Origin of the sequence: Acinetobacter sp. ANC 4169, assembly GCF_002135355.1 — a bacterium.
In the GTDB taxonomy this organism is placed as follows: domain Bacteria; phylum Pseudomonadota; class Gammaproteobacteria; order Pseudomonadales; family Moraxellaceae; genus Acinetobacter.
Genome location: NZ_NEGE01000003.1, coordinates 15,934 through 32,183, shown reverse-complemented (window position 1 = coordinate 32,183; position 16,250 = coordinate 15,934). Strand labels below are relative to the sequence as shown.

15 protein-coding genes are annotated in these 16,250 nt (G+C 42.8%); 10 read left to right on the top strand and 5 right to left on the bottom strand.

Annotated features, from left to right (window positions below; translation table 11 throughout):
• Window positions 1-71: 71 nt before the first annotated feature.
• Complete coding sequence (gene rsgA / locus B9T26_RS02820) at window positions 72-1,130, bottom strand: small ribosomal subunit biogenesis GTPase RsgA (protein ID WP_086198303.1); 1,059 nt, start codon at window positions 1,128-1,130, stop codon at window positions 72-74.
• Window positions 1,131-1,255: 125 nt separating this feature from the next.
• Between rsgA and orn the strand changes: the two genes are divergently transcribed.
• Window positions 1,256-1,813, top strand: a complete 558-nt coding sequence (orn, locus tag B9T26_RS02815; protein WP_086198302.1) for an oligoribonuclease — start codon at window positions 1,256-1,258, stop codon at window positions 1,811-1,813.
• A gap of 138 nt (window positions 1,814-1,951) precedes the next feature.
• Window positions 1,952-2,740: a ThiF family adenylyltransferase gene (locus B9T26_RS02810; RefSeq protein WP_086198301.1), complete on the top strand. Its 789-nt coding sequence runs from the start codon at window positions 1,952-1,954 to the stop codon at window positions 2,738-2,740.
• 156 nt (window positions 2,741-2,896) lie between these two features.
• Here the strand turns inward: B9T26_RS02810 and B9T26_RS02805 are convergent, their stop codons facing one another.
• Entirely contained in the window at window positions 2,897-3,943 is a 1,047-nt protein-coding gene (locus B9T26_RS02805) for a hypothetical protein (protein ID WP_086198300.1), read from the bottom strand.
• A gap of 157 nt (window positions 3,944-4,100) precedes the next feature.
• Between B9T26_RS02805 and pheS the strand changes: the two genes are divergently transcribed.
• From pheS to B9T26_RS02790, 3 genes are all read left to right on the top strand, one after another.
• Entirely contained in the window at window positions 4,101-5,081 is a 981-nt protein-coding gene (gene pheS, locus B9T26_RS02800; protein WP_086198299.1) for a phenylalanine--tRNA ligase subunit alpha, read from the top strand.
• Window positions 5,082-5,210: 129 nt separating this feature from the next.
• Window positions 5,211-7,592: a phenylalanine--tRNA ligase subunit beta gene (gene pheT / locus B9T26_RS02795; RefSeq protein ID WP_086198298.1), complete on the top strand. Its 2,382-nt coding sequence runs from the start codon at window positions 5,211-5,213 to the stop codon at window positions 7,590-7,592.
• Complete coding sequence (locus B9T26_RS02790; RefSeq protein WP_004649746.1) at window positions 7,589-7,885, top strand: integration host factor subunit alpha; 297 nt, start codon at window positions 7,589-7,591, stop codon at window positions 7,883-7,885. The genes pheT and B9T26_RS02790 overlap by 4 nt, the downstream gene beginning before the upstream one ends.
• Window positions 7,886-8,071: 186 nt before the next feature.
• Here the strand turns inward: B9T26_RS02790 and B9T26_RS02785 are convergent, their stop codons facing one another.
• The 3 genes from B9T26_RS02785 to trxA form a co-directional block, all read right to left on the bottom strand.
• Complete coding sequence (locus B9T26_RS02785) at window positions 8,072-8,320, bottom strand: hypothetical protein (RefSeq protein WP_086198297.1); 249 nt, start codon at window positions 8,318-8,320, stop codon at window positions 8,072-8,074.
• 421 nt (window positions 8,321-8,741) lie between these two features.
• The gene (gene rho / locus B9T26_RS02780) at window positions 8,742-10,010 is read right to left on the bottom strand and encodes a transcription termination factor Rho (protein ID WP_005007569.1); all 1,269 of its coding nucleotides are present in this window, start codon (window positions 10,008-10,010) and stop codon (window positions 8,742-8,744) included.
• A 328-nt stretch (window positions 10,011-10,338) separates the two neighbouring features.
• Window positions 10,339-10,665, bottom strand: a complete 327-nt coding sequence (trxA, locus tag B9T26_RS02775; protein WP_086175779.1) for a thioredoxin — start codon at window positions 10,663-10,665, stop codon at window positions 10,339-10,341.
• A 261-nt stretch (window positions 10,666-10,926) separates the two neighbouring features.
• On the opposite strand from trxA, the gene ppx reads away from it, so the two are divergent.
• From ppx to B9T26_RS02750, 5 genes are read left to right on the top strand one after another with little or no spacing between them, the layout of a single operon-like run.
• Window positions 10,927-12,447, top strand: a complete 1,521-nt coding sequence (gene ppx, locus B9T26_RS02770) for an exopolyphosphatase (protein WP_086198296.1) — start codon at window positions 10,927-10,929, stop codon at window positions 12,445-12,447.
• A gap of 50 nt (window positions 12,448-12,497) precedes the next feature.
• Complete coding sequence (locus B9T26_RS02765; protein ID WP_086198295.1) at window positions 12,498-13,322, top strand: acetyl-CoA carboxylase carboxyltransferase subunit alpha; 825 nt, start codon at window positions 12,498-12,500, stop codon at window positions 13,320-13,322.
• Complete coding sequence (tilS, locus tag B9T26_RS02760) at window positions 13,259-14,608, top strand: tRNA lysidine(34) synthetase TilS (protein ID WP_086198294.1); 1,350 nt, start codon at window positions 13,259-13,261, stop codon at window positions 14,606-14,608. The genes B9T26_RS02765 and tilS overlap by 64 nt, the downstream gene beginning before the upstream one ends.
• A 29-nt stretch (window positions 14,609-14,637) precedes the next feature.
• Window positions 14,638-15,468, top strand: a complete 831-nt coding sequence (gene proC, locus B9T26_RS02755; protein ID WP_086198293.1) for a pyrroline-5-carboxylate reductase — start codon at window positions 14,638-14,640, stop codon at window positions 15,466-15,468.
• Window positions 15,469-15,495: 27 nt separating this feature from the next.
• On the top strand, window positions 15,496-16,065 hold the full coding sequence (locus tag B9T26_RS02750) for a YggT family protein (protein WP_086175774.1): 570 nt from the start codon (window positions 15,496-15,498) through the stop codon (window positions 16,063-16,065).
• The last annotated feature ends 185 nt before the right edge of the window (window positions 16,066-16,250 follow it).

The window sequence follows — 16,250 nt, the reverse complement described above, 5'->3', positions numbered from 1 at the left end:
AATTGCGTAGAGTATAGCCTATAAATATGGCGATCAAAATCACCGCTTCAAGGGCTAAGGGTTAAGAAAAATTAATTTTTTTGCTGTGCTTCTGTAATTTCATCAATTAAACGCAAATAACTGTCCAAACGGCGTTGCAAAATTTCACCGCTTGCGGCGGCTTGACGTAAAGCACACTGTTTTTCATGCTTATGGGTACAGTTACGGAACTGGCAATGTCCCAGCAGATTTTCAATTTCCGGAAAACCGTGCTGAACCTTGTCTAGGTCTAGATGCCACAAGCCAAATTCACGAATCCCCGGGGAGTCAATCAGTGCGGCTCCTTCACCAAAAGCAATCAAGCGTGTAGAGGTGGTGGTGTGCTGACCCAGTGCCGAGTTTTCCGAAATCACATTGGTTTTTTGTGCTGCATCAGGAACCATGGCATTAATCAGCGAGCTTTTACCTACACCGGACTGACCGACAAAGGCAACAGTTTCACCAGCTAAACGTTTCGCCAGTTCAGTTAAATCACCATCGGATTGCGTTTGAATCACTTCATAGCCTAAAGCTTGATATTCTTGCATCAGGGTCAAAATCGGATCATTTTCCTGAATTAAATCGGATTTATTCAGGACCAGTAGAGCCGGAATGTCGGCATCGGCACAGGCCACAAGGTAACGGTCGATTAAGCTGGGAGCGACTTCCGGAAAGGAAGCAAACACAATCACGATCAGGCTGACATTGGCAGCCACCGGTTTAACCTTGTGATAACGGTCAGGGCGGGTCAGCAACGACTGGCGAGGGTGAATAGCGGTAATAATGCCGAGTCCGGTATTTGGATCGGCCTGCCATTTGACCCGGTCACCTGTGACCAGTGCTTCCAGATTGGTTCGGGTATGACATCGCCATACACTGCCGATTTCAATCGGTTTCCAGAATGGTTCGGGTTCACCTGCTGCAACGATAGGTTTGGTGGGGTGGATTTCGGGCGCTGAGAGGGCTTGCACTTCAAGTTGACGACCATAATGTTGAACCACTAAGCCTTCCAGATCATTTGAAGTGTCGAGTTCTTCTTGACGTGTTTGATGTTGTTTCTGAATGCGGCGTTGCTGCTGTTCAGTTAAACGACGTTTACGAATTAAAGCCATTCATATCCTAAAAAAACCATGAATTAAGTAAGGCAAAAATAGCATGAAGCAGGGTAGGAGTTACAGCCAAGTTGCAATAAATTTGCTACTATAGCTGTTTTTAAGCCTAATAAGATTGCACATTTATGAGCAGCACCCCTGATACCCGCCTGATTTGGATTGACCTTGAAATGACAGGTCTGGATACAGATAACGATCAAATTATTGAAGTTGCAACTATTGTGACGGACGATAACCTGAATATTCTGGCGGAAGGGCCGGTGCTGGCTGTTCATCAATCAGATCGCGTGCTCAATGCGATGGATGAGTGGAATACCCGTCAGCATGGTCAATCGGGGCTGATTGAACGGGTACGCCGCAGTAAATTGACCGCTCAGGATGCAGAACAGCAGACACTGGAATTTTTGAAAAAATGGGTCAATCCAAAATCATCACCGATGTGCGGTAACTCGATTTGCCAAGACCGCCGTTTCTTGCACCGTTTAATGCCGGAAATGGAACAATACTTCCACTACCGTAATCTTGACGTATCTTCAGTCAAAGAGTTGGCGAAACGCTGGCGTCCAGAAATTATGAGCGGCCTGAAAAAGAATGCCTCACATTTGGCCATGGATGATATTCGTGATTCGATTGTGGAACTCAAATATTATCGTGATTATTTCTTTATTATGAATAAAGACTAATTTTAAGTAGATAGAAAGAGGTGAAAGCCTCTTTTTTTATGTTTAGCACCGCAGCTGAAGGATGCGAAAGATATAGATTATCGGATTGAGCCGGAATTTGATAAAATGCCTCGGTGTTTTTTAGATGCCAGATGACGAATGACTGATCTCCTTGAAGATGATGAATATGACCGCCGCTTTGCGGGTGTAGAAAAAATTTATGGAGATGAAGCCTTTCGCCAGTATGAACACAGTCATGTGATGGTGATCGGGATTGGTGGCGTCGGTTCCTGGGCGGTTGAAGCTTTGGCACGTACCGGTATTGCTGAACTGACCCTGATTGATATGGATGTGGTTGCCGCTTCTAATATTAACCGTCAATTACCTGCCATGACTTCGACCTTGGGACGTGAAAAAATTGAGGTAATGGCCGAGCGCTGTTATTCGATTAATCCACGGATCAAAATTAATCTGGTGGATGACTATTTAACGCCAAACAATGTCAAAGAACTGTTAGAAAATAAACCTGATGTCGTTCTCGATTGCATTGATGATGTCAAAGCCAAACTGGTGTTAATGCTGCATTGCCGATTTAATAAAATTCCTTTGATTGTATCGGGCGGAGCAGGTGGCAAGCTTGATCCCTTAAAAATTCGTGTCGCAGACTTGTCTAAAACTGAACAAGACCCGATGCTGGCCAAATTGCGTAGTCAGTTACGTGCCAAAGGCATTTGCAAAAAGCCGAAAGAAAAATTTGGCATCACCTGTGTTTATTCTATCGATAATCCATTCTCAGGTGCGGAGGTATGTGCAAGTGCTGGCCTGCGCTGTGGTGGTTATGGTTCAGCAGTAGTCGTGACTTCAAGTTTTGCCATGGTGGCGGTGTCAGAAGTGTTAAAAAAACTGGCACTGAAAAAAACTAAAATTGAATCTGCTCAAGCACTATAAAAATAAAAAGCTCATACAAAGGATGAACTCGATGCTGCGTTGTCGAGTTCATTTTGCATCTCAATCATGCTGGAAAATTCGCAATATCCACATTTACGGTGGATTCATTTGAAATCTTCCAGATAGATACAGTAGTTTTTAGCATCCTTATAAGAATTAAAGTCCAAAATAATAAGCCAAAAGACAAATCACAATGGTTAGTAGAATCAGTTTAATCACGCCCGATGTACCGACCTTGTGCGAAGCATGTGCAGGGTGGCTTTTTACATGTGAGGTATTATGCGGAGTGCTTGCTGTTGCACCATCCAACGGATTGGCAACTTCAACTTTTTTGAGTTTTGCGGATTGATAATGATTGGCTACCTTGACGATAAATTTTGCTGTTAAATCATCCAGTTTTTGCGAGAAATGACGTAAATTCAGGCGTTCATCAGTACTGAGCTCACTGCCATCCGCATGATAGGGATGTTGCAGCTTATGCTCAATATAACTGGATAATGCTTCCAAGCGATGTAGCGTGGTATGCGCATAATCCGCCTGATATTCGCTCGGCAGTAAAGGCAGATATTTACTTTCCGGCAAAGGGGAGCCATCTGCATTTTCTGTCGCAGCTTGAGTCATCCCATAATAAGGAAAATCCCGATGGGCCGGTTCAACAAATCCATCGGCAAACTTACTTTCAAATAATTCATTATTGGTATAAAGCTGAATGTCATCCCAATTCGGCTGCTGTAAATCGGCATCGATACGTTTGGCCAGTTTTGAATTCAGCTCAAAACGCCAGAAGGTTTCCTGACGGCACTGTTCCTGTTGTGGCTGGGGCACTTCATAGTCATTATCAGCGTTATACCATTCCGCCAATTCCTTGCCGAAAATCCAGGCAGTCTTTTTATTGTGTTCGTGACTGACAATAAAATGCGGAATCGCCAGCAGTTCAACATTGGCGTTTGGATTCTGTTCATCACTTAACAGACTGGAACTATGCAGGCTAATACGCAGTGTTCCTTGTTTTTTTAGACCTTCAAGCCAAACCTGAAAATGTTGTGCGAGTAAATGTTGTGACAGCAGATCGCGGAAACGTAAATTATGCTGGTTAAAAATGGCATGTTGTACCCAATGATTAAAGCTCAAATTCTGGCTGAGATATTCATTGCCATAGGTCACCAAAGTAAGCTGCTGTTTCCAAATTTGATCAAGTGCCATTGTTATTTATCTCATAAATATTGGCTTTATCTTATACTTTTTCTAAATCTGGATGCCAATCTAATTTTTCCTCTACAGGGAACTTCATCAACACGTTCAAAAACTGTTAGAATATGGGGTTTTATTATATTTTTAAATTGTTGCTTTGAGAGTTACTATGTCACTGGAAGCCCTGACCACTGAAGCGCTCGCTGCGATTGCAGCAGCAGAGGACCTTGCTACACTCGATCAAGTACGAGTGCAATTTACAGGGAAAAAAAGCCAGCTCGCGGAACAATCGAAGGCGCTCGGTAAAATGGATCCTGAAGAACGTAAAGTTTTCGGGGCAAAAATTCATGCGGTTCGTGAAGCGATCACTGGTGCATTAACCACACGCCAGGCAGAATTACAAAAAGCTGCACTAGAACAAAAACTTGCTAGCGAAATGATCGATATTACCTTGCCAGGTCGTGGTCAAAGTGTGGGCAGCATCCACCCTGTGACTCAGGTGCAAGAACGCATTTGCCAATTCTTTACCAAAGCCGGTTTTATTGTGGCAACAGGCCCTGAAGTTGAAGATGACTATCACAACTTTGAAGCCTTGAATATTCCGGGTCATCATCCTGCGCGCGCCATGCATGACACCTTCTATTTTGATGTGAATCATTTATTGCGCACCCATACTTCGGGCGTGCAGATTCGTACCATGGAAACACAACAACCGCCGATTCGCATTGTCTGCCCGGGCCGTGTCTATCGCTGTGATTCGGATCAAACCCATTCGCCAATGTTCCACCAAATTGAAGGTCTGTATGTAGCTGAGAACACCAGCTTCGCTGAACTGAAAGGCTTATTGGTGAACTTGCTGAACGAATTCTTTGAAAAGGATTTAACAGTACGTTTCCGTCCATCATATTTCCCATTCACTGAACCCAGTGCAGAAGTGGATATCATGGATGAACGCGGTCGCTGGTTAGAAGTTCTAGGCTGCGGTATGGTGCATCCGAACGTGCTTCAAGCTGCGGGTATTGATCCTGAAAAATATAAAGGCTTTGCGTTTGGTTTAGGTGTAGAACGTTTTGCGATGCTGCGTTATGGCATTAATGACCTGCGTATGTTCTACCAGAATGACGTGCGTTTCTTACGCCAATTTGCTTAAAGAATTTATTCACCTCTCCCTGACCTCTCCTAAAAGGAGAGGGGTTTTCAATATGAAACAGGGATCTCTCTTTAAAAGATAGAGAGTTAGAGGGGATTCAAGAAATTAGATTTATAGGTTTTTATAGAAATGAAAATTAGCGAAAATTGGTTACGCACTTGGGTCAACCCAGCTATTGATAGTGAAAAACTATCAGATCAATTAACTATGCTTGGTCTGGAAGTTGATGAGCTGGCGCCAGCGGCAAAACCATTTACAGGTGTGGTTGTCGGTGAAGTTCTGACTGTAGAACAACATCCAGACGCAGACCGTTTACGTGTGACTACAGTAAATATTGGTTCAGGTGAGCCTTTACAAATTGTCTGTGGAGCACCGAACGTGCGTGCAGGCATGAAAGCGCCTGTAGCAACCATTGGTGCTGTACTTCCAGGTGATTTCAAAATCAAGAAAGGCAAGCTTCGTGGTATCGAATCACAAGGCATGCTGTGCGGTGCTTCTGAAATTGACCTTGAAGATAAAATTGATGGTCTGTTAGAGCTTCCTGCAGATGCACCTGTAGGCGTGAATATCCGTGAATATCTAGATCTTGATGACCATGTGATTGACATCAGCATCACGCCAAACCGTGGTGACTGTTTCAGTATTCGCGGTATCGCACGTGAAATTGGTGTGATTAACCAATTGCCAGTGACTGCCCCTGAAATCAAAGAAGTGGCTGCAAGCATTGCTGATGAGAAAAAAGTAGTAGTGGATACTGAGGGTTGCCCACGTTATTTAGGTCGTGTGATCAAGAACGTCAATACCAAAGCAGCAACTCCGGAATGGATGGAGCGTGCACTTGCTCGTTCTGGTATCCGTCAGCACAGCATTTTGGTGGATATTACCAACTATGTGCTCATTGAACTTGGTCAGCCGCTACATGCTTTTGATGGTGCTAAAGTTCAGGGTTCAGTGCATGTACGTCAGGCGACGGCAGCTGAAAAACTGGTGCTGCTGAATGAACAAGAAGTTGAATTGACTGAAGATGTGATGATCATTGCAGATGATGAAAAAGCATTAGCGATTGCCGGCATCATGGGTGGTTTATCTTCGGCTGTAAGCGATGAAACCACGGAAATCTTCCTGGAATCTGCTTTCTTCGCGCCATTACATATTGCTGGTCGTGCACGTCGTTATGGTTTGCATACTGATGCCTCACAACGTTATGAACGTGGCGTAGATTTCGAATTGCCAATCATTGCCATGAACCGTGCATCACAGCTGATTTCTGAATTGGCTGGCGGTGAATTTGGTCCAATCATCGCTGCGGAAAAAGCGGAATTATTACCAACACGTGAAGCGATTGAACTGAACCAGGCCCAAGTCGATCAATTGCTCGGTTACAAAGTTGAAAGTGACTTTATCAGCGATGCACTACAACGCCTAGGTTGTGTGGTGACTGTAAAAGCACAAGGTGAGTGGACTGTCATTCCTCCATCACATCGCTATGACATGGCCATTTATCAGGACTTGATTGAAGAAGTTGCCCGTATTCACGGTTATGACAACATCCAGATCAGTTTGCCTGTAATTGATGTGAAACTTGCCAAATATCAAGATCAGTTTGAATTGCCGCAACTTCGTCAAACCTTGGTGACTTTAGGTTATCAGGAAGCGATCAGCTTTAGCTTTGCCGATGCCAAACTTGAAAAGCAATTGAATCCTGCGGTAAATCCATTGATGTTGGCTAATCCAATCTCAAGCGAATTGGCTGCAATGCGTTCAACTTTATTATCAAGCTTGATTCCATGTGTGCAATACAATATCAACCGTCAGCAAAACCGTGTGCGTTTCTTTGAACTCGGTTTACGTTTTGATTATCAAGATGCACAAAGCATTCATGATCTTAAACAGATTCCGACTTTGGCTTTAATTGCAGTCGGTGCTAAAACCGCTGAATCTTGGCATGGTAAAGCACAGCCAATGGATTTCTTTGACCTGAAAGGTGAGGTTGAGGAAATTTTAGCAGCAGGACGTGTCAAAGTTGAATATGTACGTTCAGAGCGTAGCTGGTTACATCCTGGACAATCTGCTGAAATTTTAGTTGATGGCAAGTCTGTCGGTTATCTCGGTCGCTTACATCCATCTTTGGAAGATGAGCTTGATTTGGGCATCACTTGGGTGGCAGAACTCGATCAACAGGCTGTTTTGCAAACTTATGTATCTAATTTTACAGAATTATCACGTTTTCCATCGGTTAGACGTGATATTGCGCTTTTAATTAGTGATAAGATTAATGTTAGTGAAATTCAGCAACTTATCGGACAAACGGGTGGAGAGTTGTTAGACTCGGCTTGGTTATTCGATGTGTACACTGGTCAAGGTGTTGAAACAGGTAAACGCTCACTGGCATTTGCTCTGTTATGGCAACATCCATCACGTACACTTGAAGATGCAGAAATTAAATCGGGTATGGATCAAATAATTGAAGTGTTGCAAAACACTTATCATGCGACATTGAGGGCTTCATGACAGCATTAACAAAAGCAGAAATGGCTGATCATTTAAGTGAGCTCACGAGTTTAAACCGTCGTGAAGCTAAACAAATGGTCGAGTTGTTCTTTGATGAGATTAGCCAAGCGCTAATCTCTGGTGAACAAGTTAAACTTTCGGGTTTCGGTAACTTTGAGTTGCGTGATAAACGTCAGCGTCCAGGTCGAAATCCGAAAACTGGCGAGGAAATTCCAATTTCAGCACGCCGTGTAGTCACATTCCGCGCAGGACAGAAATTCCGTCAGCGCGTAGGAAATGAGCAGATCGATTGATCTGCTTTTTTTTGTTTTAAGTTTTTAAGAGGTTTCTTTATTTTGAACAGATAAGGAAGAGGGTTGTTTGAAGATTAGATATTTTCATTCAGTATTATTTTATTCAGTATTGTTTGATTGACCTTTATTTGAAGCATAAAAAAGAGAGCCAAATGGCTCTCTTTTTTTACTGAATAATCGTAAAGATTATTTAGCAGCAGAAGCAGCAGCTTCAGAAGCAGCTGGAGCAGCGTCAACAGCAGAAGCAGCAGCTTGAGTAGCAGAAGCAGCTTCAACAGTAGCAGCAGAAGCAGCAGCAGTAGCTTCAGAAGCAGCTACAGTAGCTTCAGATGCAGCAGCATCAGCAGCAGGAGCTTCTTCAGTTTTTTTAGCACAACCAACGAAAGCTAAAGTAGTAGCAACTGCAGCAGCAATAGCGATTTTTTTGAATAACATGGCATCACTCTCTAAAATATGAGATTAAAAAAAACCTATGTTAGCCTGTTGAGTGCTTTTATTCTTCCTAATATTTGTTAGGCAGTAACAATGCAGAGGCAGTCTAACTGGTCTGCGAATATGCTATCACTGCGCATTTTGAATTACTACTAGGGCACCGTTAAAAAATGCAAAAAAAGATAAAAAATGAGCATTTTTTTAACAGAAAATAACAATCAATAGGGAGGTTTATATTGGATAAATACTAAATAACTCGCTAAAAATTATGGTTTTTTAAAGTTGATATTTTTAAGAGTTTTTAACTTGCATATAAAGTTTACAAAGAAAATGGTTGATTGTAGCTTTATGTAAATAAAGTCAACCAAATAAAAAGGCTATCGTTAAAGATAGCCTTATTATAGAAAAAAGAATAACAACCAGTTTAGTTGGTTGCTTTACGCTTCATTTGATCAAAGAAATCATCATTGGTTTTGGTTTCTTTCATACGGTCTAGCAAGAATTCCATTGCTGCCAATTCATCTTGGGTATGCAGCAGCTTACGTAGAATCCAAACTTTACGTAAGTTATCTTCACTCATGAGACGTTCTTCACGACGTGTACCCGATTTCTTGATGTTCATTGCAGGGAACACACGTTTTTCAGCAATACGACGATCAAGCGTGATTTCCTGGTTACCGGTACCCTTGAATTCTTCATAGATCACTTCATCCATCTTACTGCCTGTCTCAATCAATGCAGTAGAGATAATGGTGAGTGAACCACCTTCTTCAATATTACGGGCAGCACCAAAGAAACGTTTTGGACGCTCTAATGCATGTGCATCCACACCACCGGTTAACACCTTACCTGAAGAAGGAATCACCGTGTTGTAAGCACGTGCCAGACGGGTAATCGAGTCAAGCAGAATGACCACGTCTTTTTTGTGTTCAACCAGACGTTTGGCTTTTTCAATTACCATTTCAGCTACTTGTACGTGACGGGCAGGAGATTCATCGAAGGTTGAGGCAATCACTTCACCACGAACGGTACGTTCCATTTCAGTGACTTCTTCTGGACGTTCATCAATCAGAAGCACAATGAGGAAACATTCAGGATTGTTACGTACAATCGATTGCGCGATGTTTTGTAACAACATGGTTTTACCGGCTTTAGGTGGTGCAACAATAATTGAACGTTGACCTTTACCAATCGGAGCCACCAAGTCCACAACACGTGCAGTTAAATCTTCAGTGGTACCGTTACCAAGTTCCATCACTAATTGTTCAGTCGGGAACAATGGGGTCAAGTTTTCAAACAAGATTTTGTTGCGTGAGTTTTCAGGCGTGTCGTAGTTAATTTGATTAACTTTTAAAAGTGCAAAATAGCGTTCGCCTTCTTTAGGTGGGCGAATTGTGCCGGTAATGGTATCACCAGTGCGTAAGTTGAAACGACGAATTTGTGATGGGCTGACATAAATGTCATCCGGGCCTGCAAGATAAGAACCTGCTGCAGAGCGGAGGAAACCAAAACCATCAGACAGAATTTCCAGAACACCATCACCAAAAATCTCTTCGCCATTCATTGCATGGCGTTTTAAGATGGCAAAAATGATGTCTTGCTTGCGGTTACGAGCCATTCCTTCTAGGCCCATAAACTCGGCAATCTTGATGAGTTCGCCAATCGGTTTTTTCTTGAGTTCAGTTAAATTCATAGGGGGTCAGATAGAATCAAAATTCTGGGATATAGATGAGAAAAGGGAGCAACATTGAGCCGCTTACACGCAATAAAAGTAACGCAATTGTATTTGCACAATAACAATTCAGAGGTCTGATACATTGTTTCGAAGAGAAAAGTGTAAAAACAATTTCTGTTGCCGAGCGGCGATCTTATGTGTTGTGTCTTGTAAGAAAATGGCGGATTAAAAATCCTTTATTCCTTGAACATGCAATATAAGAGCTAATCAAGCTTTTGTCAATTTATAGACGAAAAAAATACGCTATCTGGAGATAGCGTATTAGATTCAATCATTCTGCTTTAAATTAGATGTTTTCTTCAATAAAAGCAGTCAATTTAGATTTTGGTGCAGCACCGACTTGTTGTGCTACAACTTCACCATTTTTAAACATCAATAGTGCAGGAATGTTACGAATATTGTAGTTTACTGCAGTCGCTTCACAAGCAGTTACGTCAACTTTAACAACTTTTACTTTGCCTTCAAATTCTGTAGACAATACTTCTAATACAGGTGCAATCGCTTTACATGGCGCACACCAGCCTGCCCAGAAATCGACAAGTACAGGTACGTCAGATTGTAATACGTCAGCTTCGAAGTTCGCATCAGTTGTGTTTACGATATTGCCAGACATGGATATGCTCCAGATAAAATTTTAAGATAGTTTTATATCTATAAGTATTACATAGCCTGGTTTAACTATGTAGGGGGATATGTAAATTTTCCGTGATTATCTTAAGTTTGTCTAATTGATGCTCACGATATTGAGCATCGTATCCAGCAATTATTGCATCGGTAAAAAATTAAAAACTGATTCATTTGAACTGATAAATGGCTTTTAAATTGCATGTATGTGAATTACTCTAAGCATAATTCTTATAGGTCCGTTTGCATAATGTCTGATTTTTTGATTGATGAAGAGTTGCTTGCTGCCATCGATATGGGGTCGAACAGTTTCCATCTTGCTATAGCACGTGTAGATCACGGCGAAGTAAAAAAAGTGGCTTCAATGTCAGAAAAAGTACAATTGGCAGCAGGCTTGGACGAAAATAAAAACCTGACTGAAGCAGCACAGCAACGCGGATTGGCATGCTTGGCACGTTTTGTTGGGCGTTTAAGTTCAGTTCAGCCCAACCGTTTGCGTATTGTGGCAACCAATGCTTTACGTCAGGCAAAAAATGGCCATGAATTCATTCAAAAAGCGGCAGAGATTTTACCCAAACCGATAGAAATTATTGCAGGTCGTGAAGAAGCCCGTCTGATTTATTTGGGCGTATCACATACTATGGCCAATAGCGGCCGTCGTCTGGTGATTGATATTGGTGGGGGATCAACTGAACTGATTATCGGTGAAGCCTTCGAGCCGATTCACACTGAATCTGTACAAATGGGCTGCGTGGCATTTACCAAAGCCTATTTTATGGATGGTGAGATTAACCAGAAAAGTTTCGATAAAGCCGTGACCGCTGCGCGTAAGGAAATTTCAGGTATTGCCAATACTTATAAAGCAGCAGGCTGGGACACCGTGGTCGGTTCAAGCGGAACCATTAAGGCTTGTCGTCAAATTACGGTCAATATGGGCTGGAGCAATGAAAAAGAAGAGCTCACCCGTGAGGGCCTGGAAAAACTCAAAGACAAGCTGCTTAAATATAAGCATGTCACTGAAATGGAATTTGATGGTTTAAAAGAAGACCGTCGAGCAGTTTTGCCAGCAGGCGTTGCCATTTTATATGCAGTGTTTGAAGTGCTGGGTTTGAATAAACTGGTGTATTCAGATGGCGCACTACGTGAAGGGGTCATGTATGACTTGCTGGGGCGTTTCCAGCATGAAGATATTCGCGACCGCTCTGTACATGCCTTAATGGGACGCTATAACGCCGATGCCAAACAGGCCGAACGTGTAGTCAATACGGCGCAGCAATTGTTTAATGGTGTCGCGAAATCTCTAAATTTAACCAATGATGACAGTGACTTACTGCGTCGCGCCGCCTGTCTGCATGAAATTGGTCTGGCCATTAGCCATAGTGGTTATCATCGACATGGTGCCTATTTATTGCAGCATTCCGATATTCCGGGTTTCTCGCAAATTGACCAAAATCATTTGTCACATTTGGTCGCTCATCATCGTCGTAAACTTCGTGGCGATGCGCGTGTGGATGTCTCAAAAGTCGGTGGTAGCAAACTTGTTCACTTATGTCTATTGCTACGATTAGCCGTTTTGCTGAATCATAGTCGTAGCGATGAGATGCTTCCTGCCATTGAATTAAGTGTCATCAATGAGCAACAATGGCAACTCAGCGTTTCTGGCGATGCCAAACAATGGCCTTTGCTTGTAGCAGACTTGCATGATGAACAGGTGCAGTTTAAGCATTGGGATATTGAATTGAATATTCAGTCGGAACAATTTATCTATTAACAAGTGATTGGTTAACAAGTTATTGTTAATTTAGGGATAATGGTCGACCTATGAAAAATAAAGCTGCTCAATCTAAAGCATGGACAACGGTTCAAATTGCACGTCACCCAGAACGTCCGCAATTCCTGGATTATGTTGGTGAAATCTTCACTGAATTCGATGCTTTACATGGAGATCGGGTATTTGGTGACGATGGTGCAATGATCGGTGGCTTGGCACGTTTTAATGGTCAGCCGGTGATGATTGTTGGGCAACATCGTGGTCGCAGCACTCGTGAAAAATTGCAACACAACTTCGGCATGAGTAATCCTGAAGGCTACCGTAAATCGCAGCGTTTACTGGACATGGCTGAACGTTTCAACCTGCCGGTATTTACCTTTATCGATACTATGGGTGCATATCCAGGTGTAGGTGCGGAAGAACGTGGTCAGGCGGAAGCGATTGCCACCAGCCTTGCACAGCTTTCCAGCCTGAAAGTTCCGGTGGTTGCTACCGTTTTAGGTGAAGGCGGTTCAGGCGGTGCACTCGGTATTGGTGTGGCGGATCGTGTGGTGATGCTTTCACACAGTATTTATTCCGTGATTTCTCCTGAAGGTTGTGCATCCATTTTATGGAAGACAGCAGAGAAAGCGGAACAGGCCAGCGAAGCCCTGGCATTAACTGCAGAGAAATTAAAACAACTCGGTATTGTTGAATACGTGGTTGATGAAGGCGAAGGTGCACATTTACAGCCTGAACAAGTGATGCAAGACCTTAAAGATGTGTTACAACAAGCTTTAGAAGAATTGCAATCGATGGATGCGAATGAAAGATGCGAAGCACGTTACCAGCGTTTAATGAAGTTTGGCAGCGACAATTCCGGTCTGGCGTCTTAAAGCAAATCCAGTGCTTTCCTCCTGAAAGCACTTTCTTGATTGGATGCAGTGGCGGCATGGATTCCATGTTGCTGCTGCATTTAATGTCTGATTTATTTCCCAAAAAAATCCGTGCTATTTATATTGACCACCAATTGCAAAGCGTAAGTGCCGATTGGGGCCAGTTTGTGTCCGATCAATGTGCAGCGCTGAATGTACCCTGTATTGTTGAAGCAGTTGAAGTACAAGAGGGAAACCTGGAACATCAGGCGCGTAACGCACGTTATCAAGCTTATTCAAAATATTTAAAAGCCAATGAAATTTTAGTACTGGCACATCATCAGCAAGATCAGGCAGAAACCTTAATCTTGCGCTTGCTCTCAGGTGCAGGGGTGCATGGCTTGGCTGCCATGAAACAGCTTGATGTCCGTGAGCAACTCACCATTTGGCGACCGCTACTGGATATTTCGCGTGAGCAGATTTGCCAATGGTCAGCACAGCTCAATGTGCAAAATATTGAAGATCCCACCAATTTAGATACCTATTATGATCGGGCCTGGTGTCGTCATGAACTGTGGCCCATGTTGCAAAAACGTTATCCGAAGATGCAGCAGGCACTCAGCCGAACTAGCTATTTAATGCAGGATGCGGAAGATATTTTGCTGGATGTTTTACAGCAAGATCTAAACGATTGTGGTTCGGCCACTGAACTGGATTTAACAGAATTATCTCTACTATCCACAGCACGGCAAAGACAGCTTTTATCGGCATGGATGAAAGGGCAGGATACCTATCGCCCCAGTTTCGAGATGGTGCAGCGCTTGTTACATGAAGTGATTGAATCCAAATCTGATGCACAGGCTGCATTGCACTGGAACCAGTTTTATTATCTGCGTTATCAGCAAAAACTTTTCCGCTTAAGTGCCGCAGAATATTTAGCTGAAAAAAATGAAAGTAATATTGCTGAACAAACCCTTTGTTTGCAGTTAAATCAAAGGATTGAAATTCTTTCAGGAAACTATGTCGCTGAAACTGCAACAATAGGTCTGTCAGCATCATTGCTCGGTAAAAAACTGAATCTGGTGATGCGTCAAGGTGGAGAAAAAATCCATTTATATGGGCGGGTGGGAGCTTGGCCGTTAAAAAAAGCTATTCAGGAAGCACAAATTTTTCCTTGGCAGCGTCATAGAATTCAAATATTAAGCATAGATAATGTTATGCTTGGTGTTTTTACACCAAAAGGGTTTTGGTTAGCTCAATCTGAATATTGTGAAGTCGGTGGTTGGCAACCAAATTTGATCTCTTAGTTAAAAAATTCTAAGTCGAGTATAAATCCATGAGTGCAGCTTTAAATTGTAATATTAGTTTTATTGGTGGCGGCAATATGGCCCAGGCCTTGATTGGCGGACTTATTTCGCGCGGTTTGCCTCCAACTCGTATTACAGTTTCGGATCCGGTAGAAAAAGTACGTGCTTTATTAGCAGAAAAAGATCTACACGTAACCGATGACAATGCTGCCGCCATTCGTGATGCCGATATCGTACTTTTCGCAGTGAAGCCGCAAGTATTGGCGAGTGTATTAAAACCTCTTAAAGGTTTGTTTGAAGGCAAACTTGTGATGTCGATTGTGGCGGGGGCTGAAATTACCACGATTGCCCAGTTATTAGAAACCAATCGAATTGTCCGGGTGATGCCGAATACACCGGCTTTGGTTCAAACCGGAGCGCATGGTTTATATGCAACTGATGCTGTGGATGCCCAAGACCGTGAACTTGCCAGCCAGGTTTTAGCGGCAACAGGTTTAACCCTTTGGGTCAATTCTGAAGAACAGATTGATGCAGTCACTGCAGTGTCTGGTTCGGGTCCGGCATATTTCTTCTATATGATGGAAAGCATGATTCGTGCAGGTAAAAACCTGGGATTGGATGAAAAAGTGGCAACTGCTTTGACGCTTCAAACAGCTTTGGGTGCTGCACAAATGGCGATTACCAGTGCAAATTCACCGGCTGAACTGCGTAAAAATGTGACTTCTCCAAACGGCACAACTCAAGCTGCACTCGAAGTATTCGATCGCGCGCAAATCTCTCAAAATATTCAGGCCGCTTTGGCTGCAGCCCAAAAGCGCAGTCAAGAACTTGCTCAAGAGCTAAGTGAAAGTAGCAAATAACTCGTTTTTATTTAGGAAAGTTCCAGTATGGGTGCAAACTCTGCGCTGATTTTTGGCATTATCATTAACGTAGCGATTTTGCTCGTATTCTTCCGTTTTCTTATGCAACTTGCAGCAGTGAACGCTTATAATCCGGTAGTGATGTCTACGGTGAAGGCAACAAAAATTGTCGATGTTTTTGGGCGTATTTTCCCCACGGTGGCGAAAGGTCGTGTCAATTTGGCAGCCTTGGCCTTGGTGGTGATTTTATATTTACTCAAAATTTTTGGGGTGATGTACCTTTCAGGTGCCATGCCGAACAGTCCGGTACATCTGGTGATTTTAACTTTTGTCACCATGATTCAGGACCTGATCCGTTTCTGTCGTTACTTAATTTTTGCAACGATCATTTTAAGCTGGGTAGTGATGTTTACTCAATCTCGCTCGCCTTATATTGAAGTGATTCAGGAACTGGCAGAACCTTTACTGGCGCCATTCCGCCGTATTTTACCGAATATGGGCATGATTGACCTGTCGCCAATCATTGCGTTCCTGGCATTGTATATTGCTGAAATTATTATGAATGAAGTCGCGATTGTGCTTTTGACTGGTTTATAAAATTGGCTGAATAAAAAAGGACTCGATGGAGTTAATGCCAGTCAGTTAAGAAATTGACTGGCATTTTCTTTTTAAATTCATGATTGTATTTGATATGTAGAAAAGTCATCCGCAACTGTTTGAGGCAGGACTACATTTAAAAATGATTGTTTCTGCGACAAATTTGCTAGTTGATAGTGGCTGAC

Coding starts and splice junctions, on each gene's coding strand:
- B9T26_RS02785 (WP_086198297.1), bottom strand. CDS start 8,320: ATGTTATTCAAAAAAATCGCTATTGCTGCTGCAGTTGCTACTACTTTA.
- rsgA (WP_086198303.1), bottom strand. CDS start 1,130: ATGGCTTTAATTCGTAAACGTCGTTTAACTGAACAGCAGCAACGCCGC.
- orn (WP_086198302.1), top strand. CDS start 1,256: ATGAGCAGCACCCCTGATACCCGCCTGATTTGGATTGACCTTGAAATG.
- ppx (WP_086198296.1), top strand. CDS start 10,927: ATGTCTGATTTTTTGATTGATGAAGAGTTGCTTGCTGCCATCGATATG.
- proC (WP_086198293.1), top strand. CDS start 14,638: ATGAGTGCAGCTTTAAATTGTAATATTAGTTTTATTGGTGGCGGCAAT.
- trxA (WP_086175779.1), bottom strand. CDS start 10,665: ATGTCTGGCAATATCGTAAACACAACTGATGCGAACTTCGAAGCTGAC.
- rho (WP_005007569.1), bottom strand. CDS start 10,010: ATGAATTTAACTGAACTCAAGAAAAAACCGATTGGCGAACTCATCAAG.
- tilS (WP_086198294.1), top strand. CDS start 13,259: ATGCGAAGCACGTTACCAGCGTTTAATGAAGTTTGGCAGCGACAATTC.
- B9T26_RS02750 (WP_086175774.1), top strand. CDS start 15,496: ATGGGTGCAAACTCTGCGCTGATTTTTGGCATTATCATTAACGTAGCG.
- B9T26_RS02805 (WP_086198300.1), bottom strand. CDS start 3,943: ATGGCACTTGATCAAATTTGGAAACAGCAGCTTACTTTGGTGACCTAT.
- B9T26_RS02765 (WP_086198295.1), top strand. CDS start 12,498: ATGAAAAATAAAGCTGCTCAATCTAAAGCATGGACAACGGTTCAAATT.
- B9T26_RS02790 (WP_004649746.1), top strand. CDS start 7,589: ATGACAGCATTAACAAAAGCAGAAATGGCTGATCATTTAAGTGAGCTC.
- pheS (WP_086198299.1), top strand. CDS start 4,101: ATGTCACTGGAAGCCCTGACCACTGAAGCGCTCGCTGCGATTGCAGCA.
- pheT (WP_086198298.1), top strand. CDS start 5,211: ATGAAAATTAGCGAAAATTGGTTACGCACTTGGGTCAACCCAGCTATT.
- B9T26_RS02810 (WP_086198301.1), top strand. CDS start 1,952: ATGACTGATCTCCTTGAAGATGATGAATATGACCGCCGCTTTGCGGGT.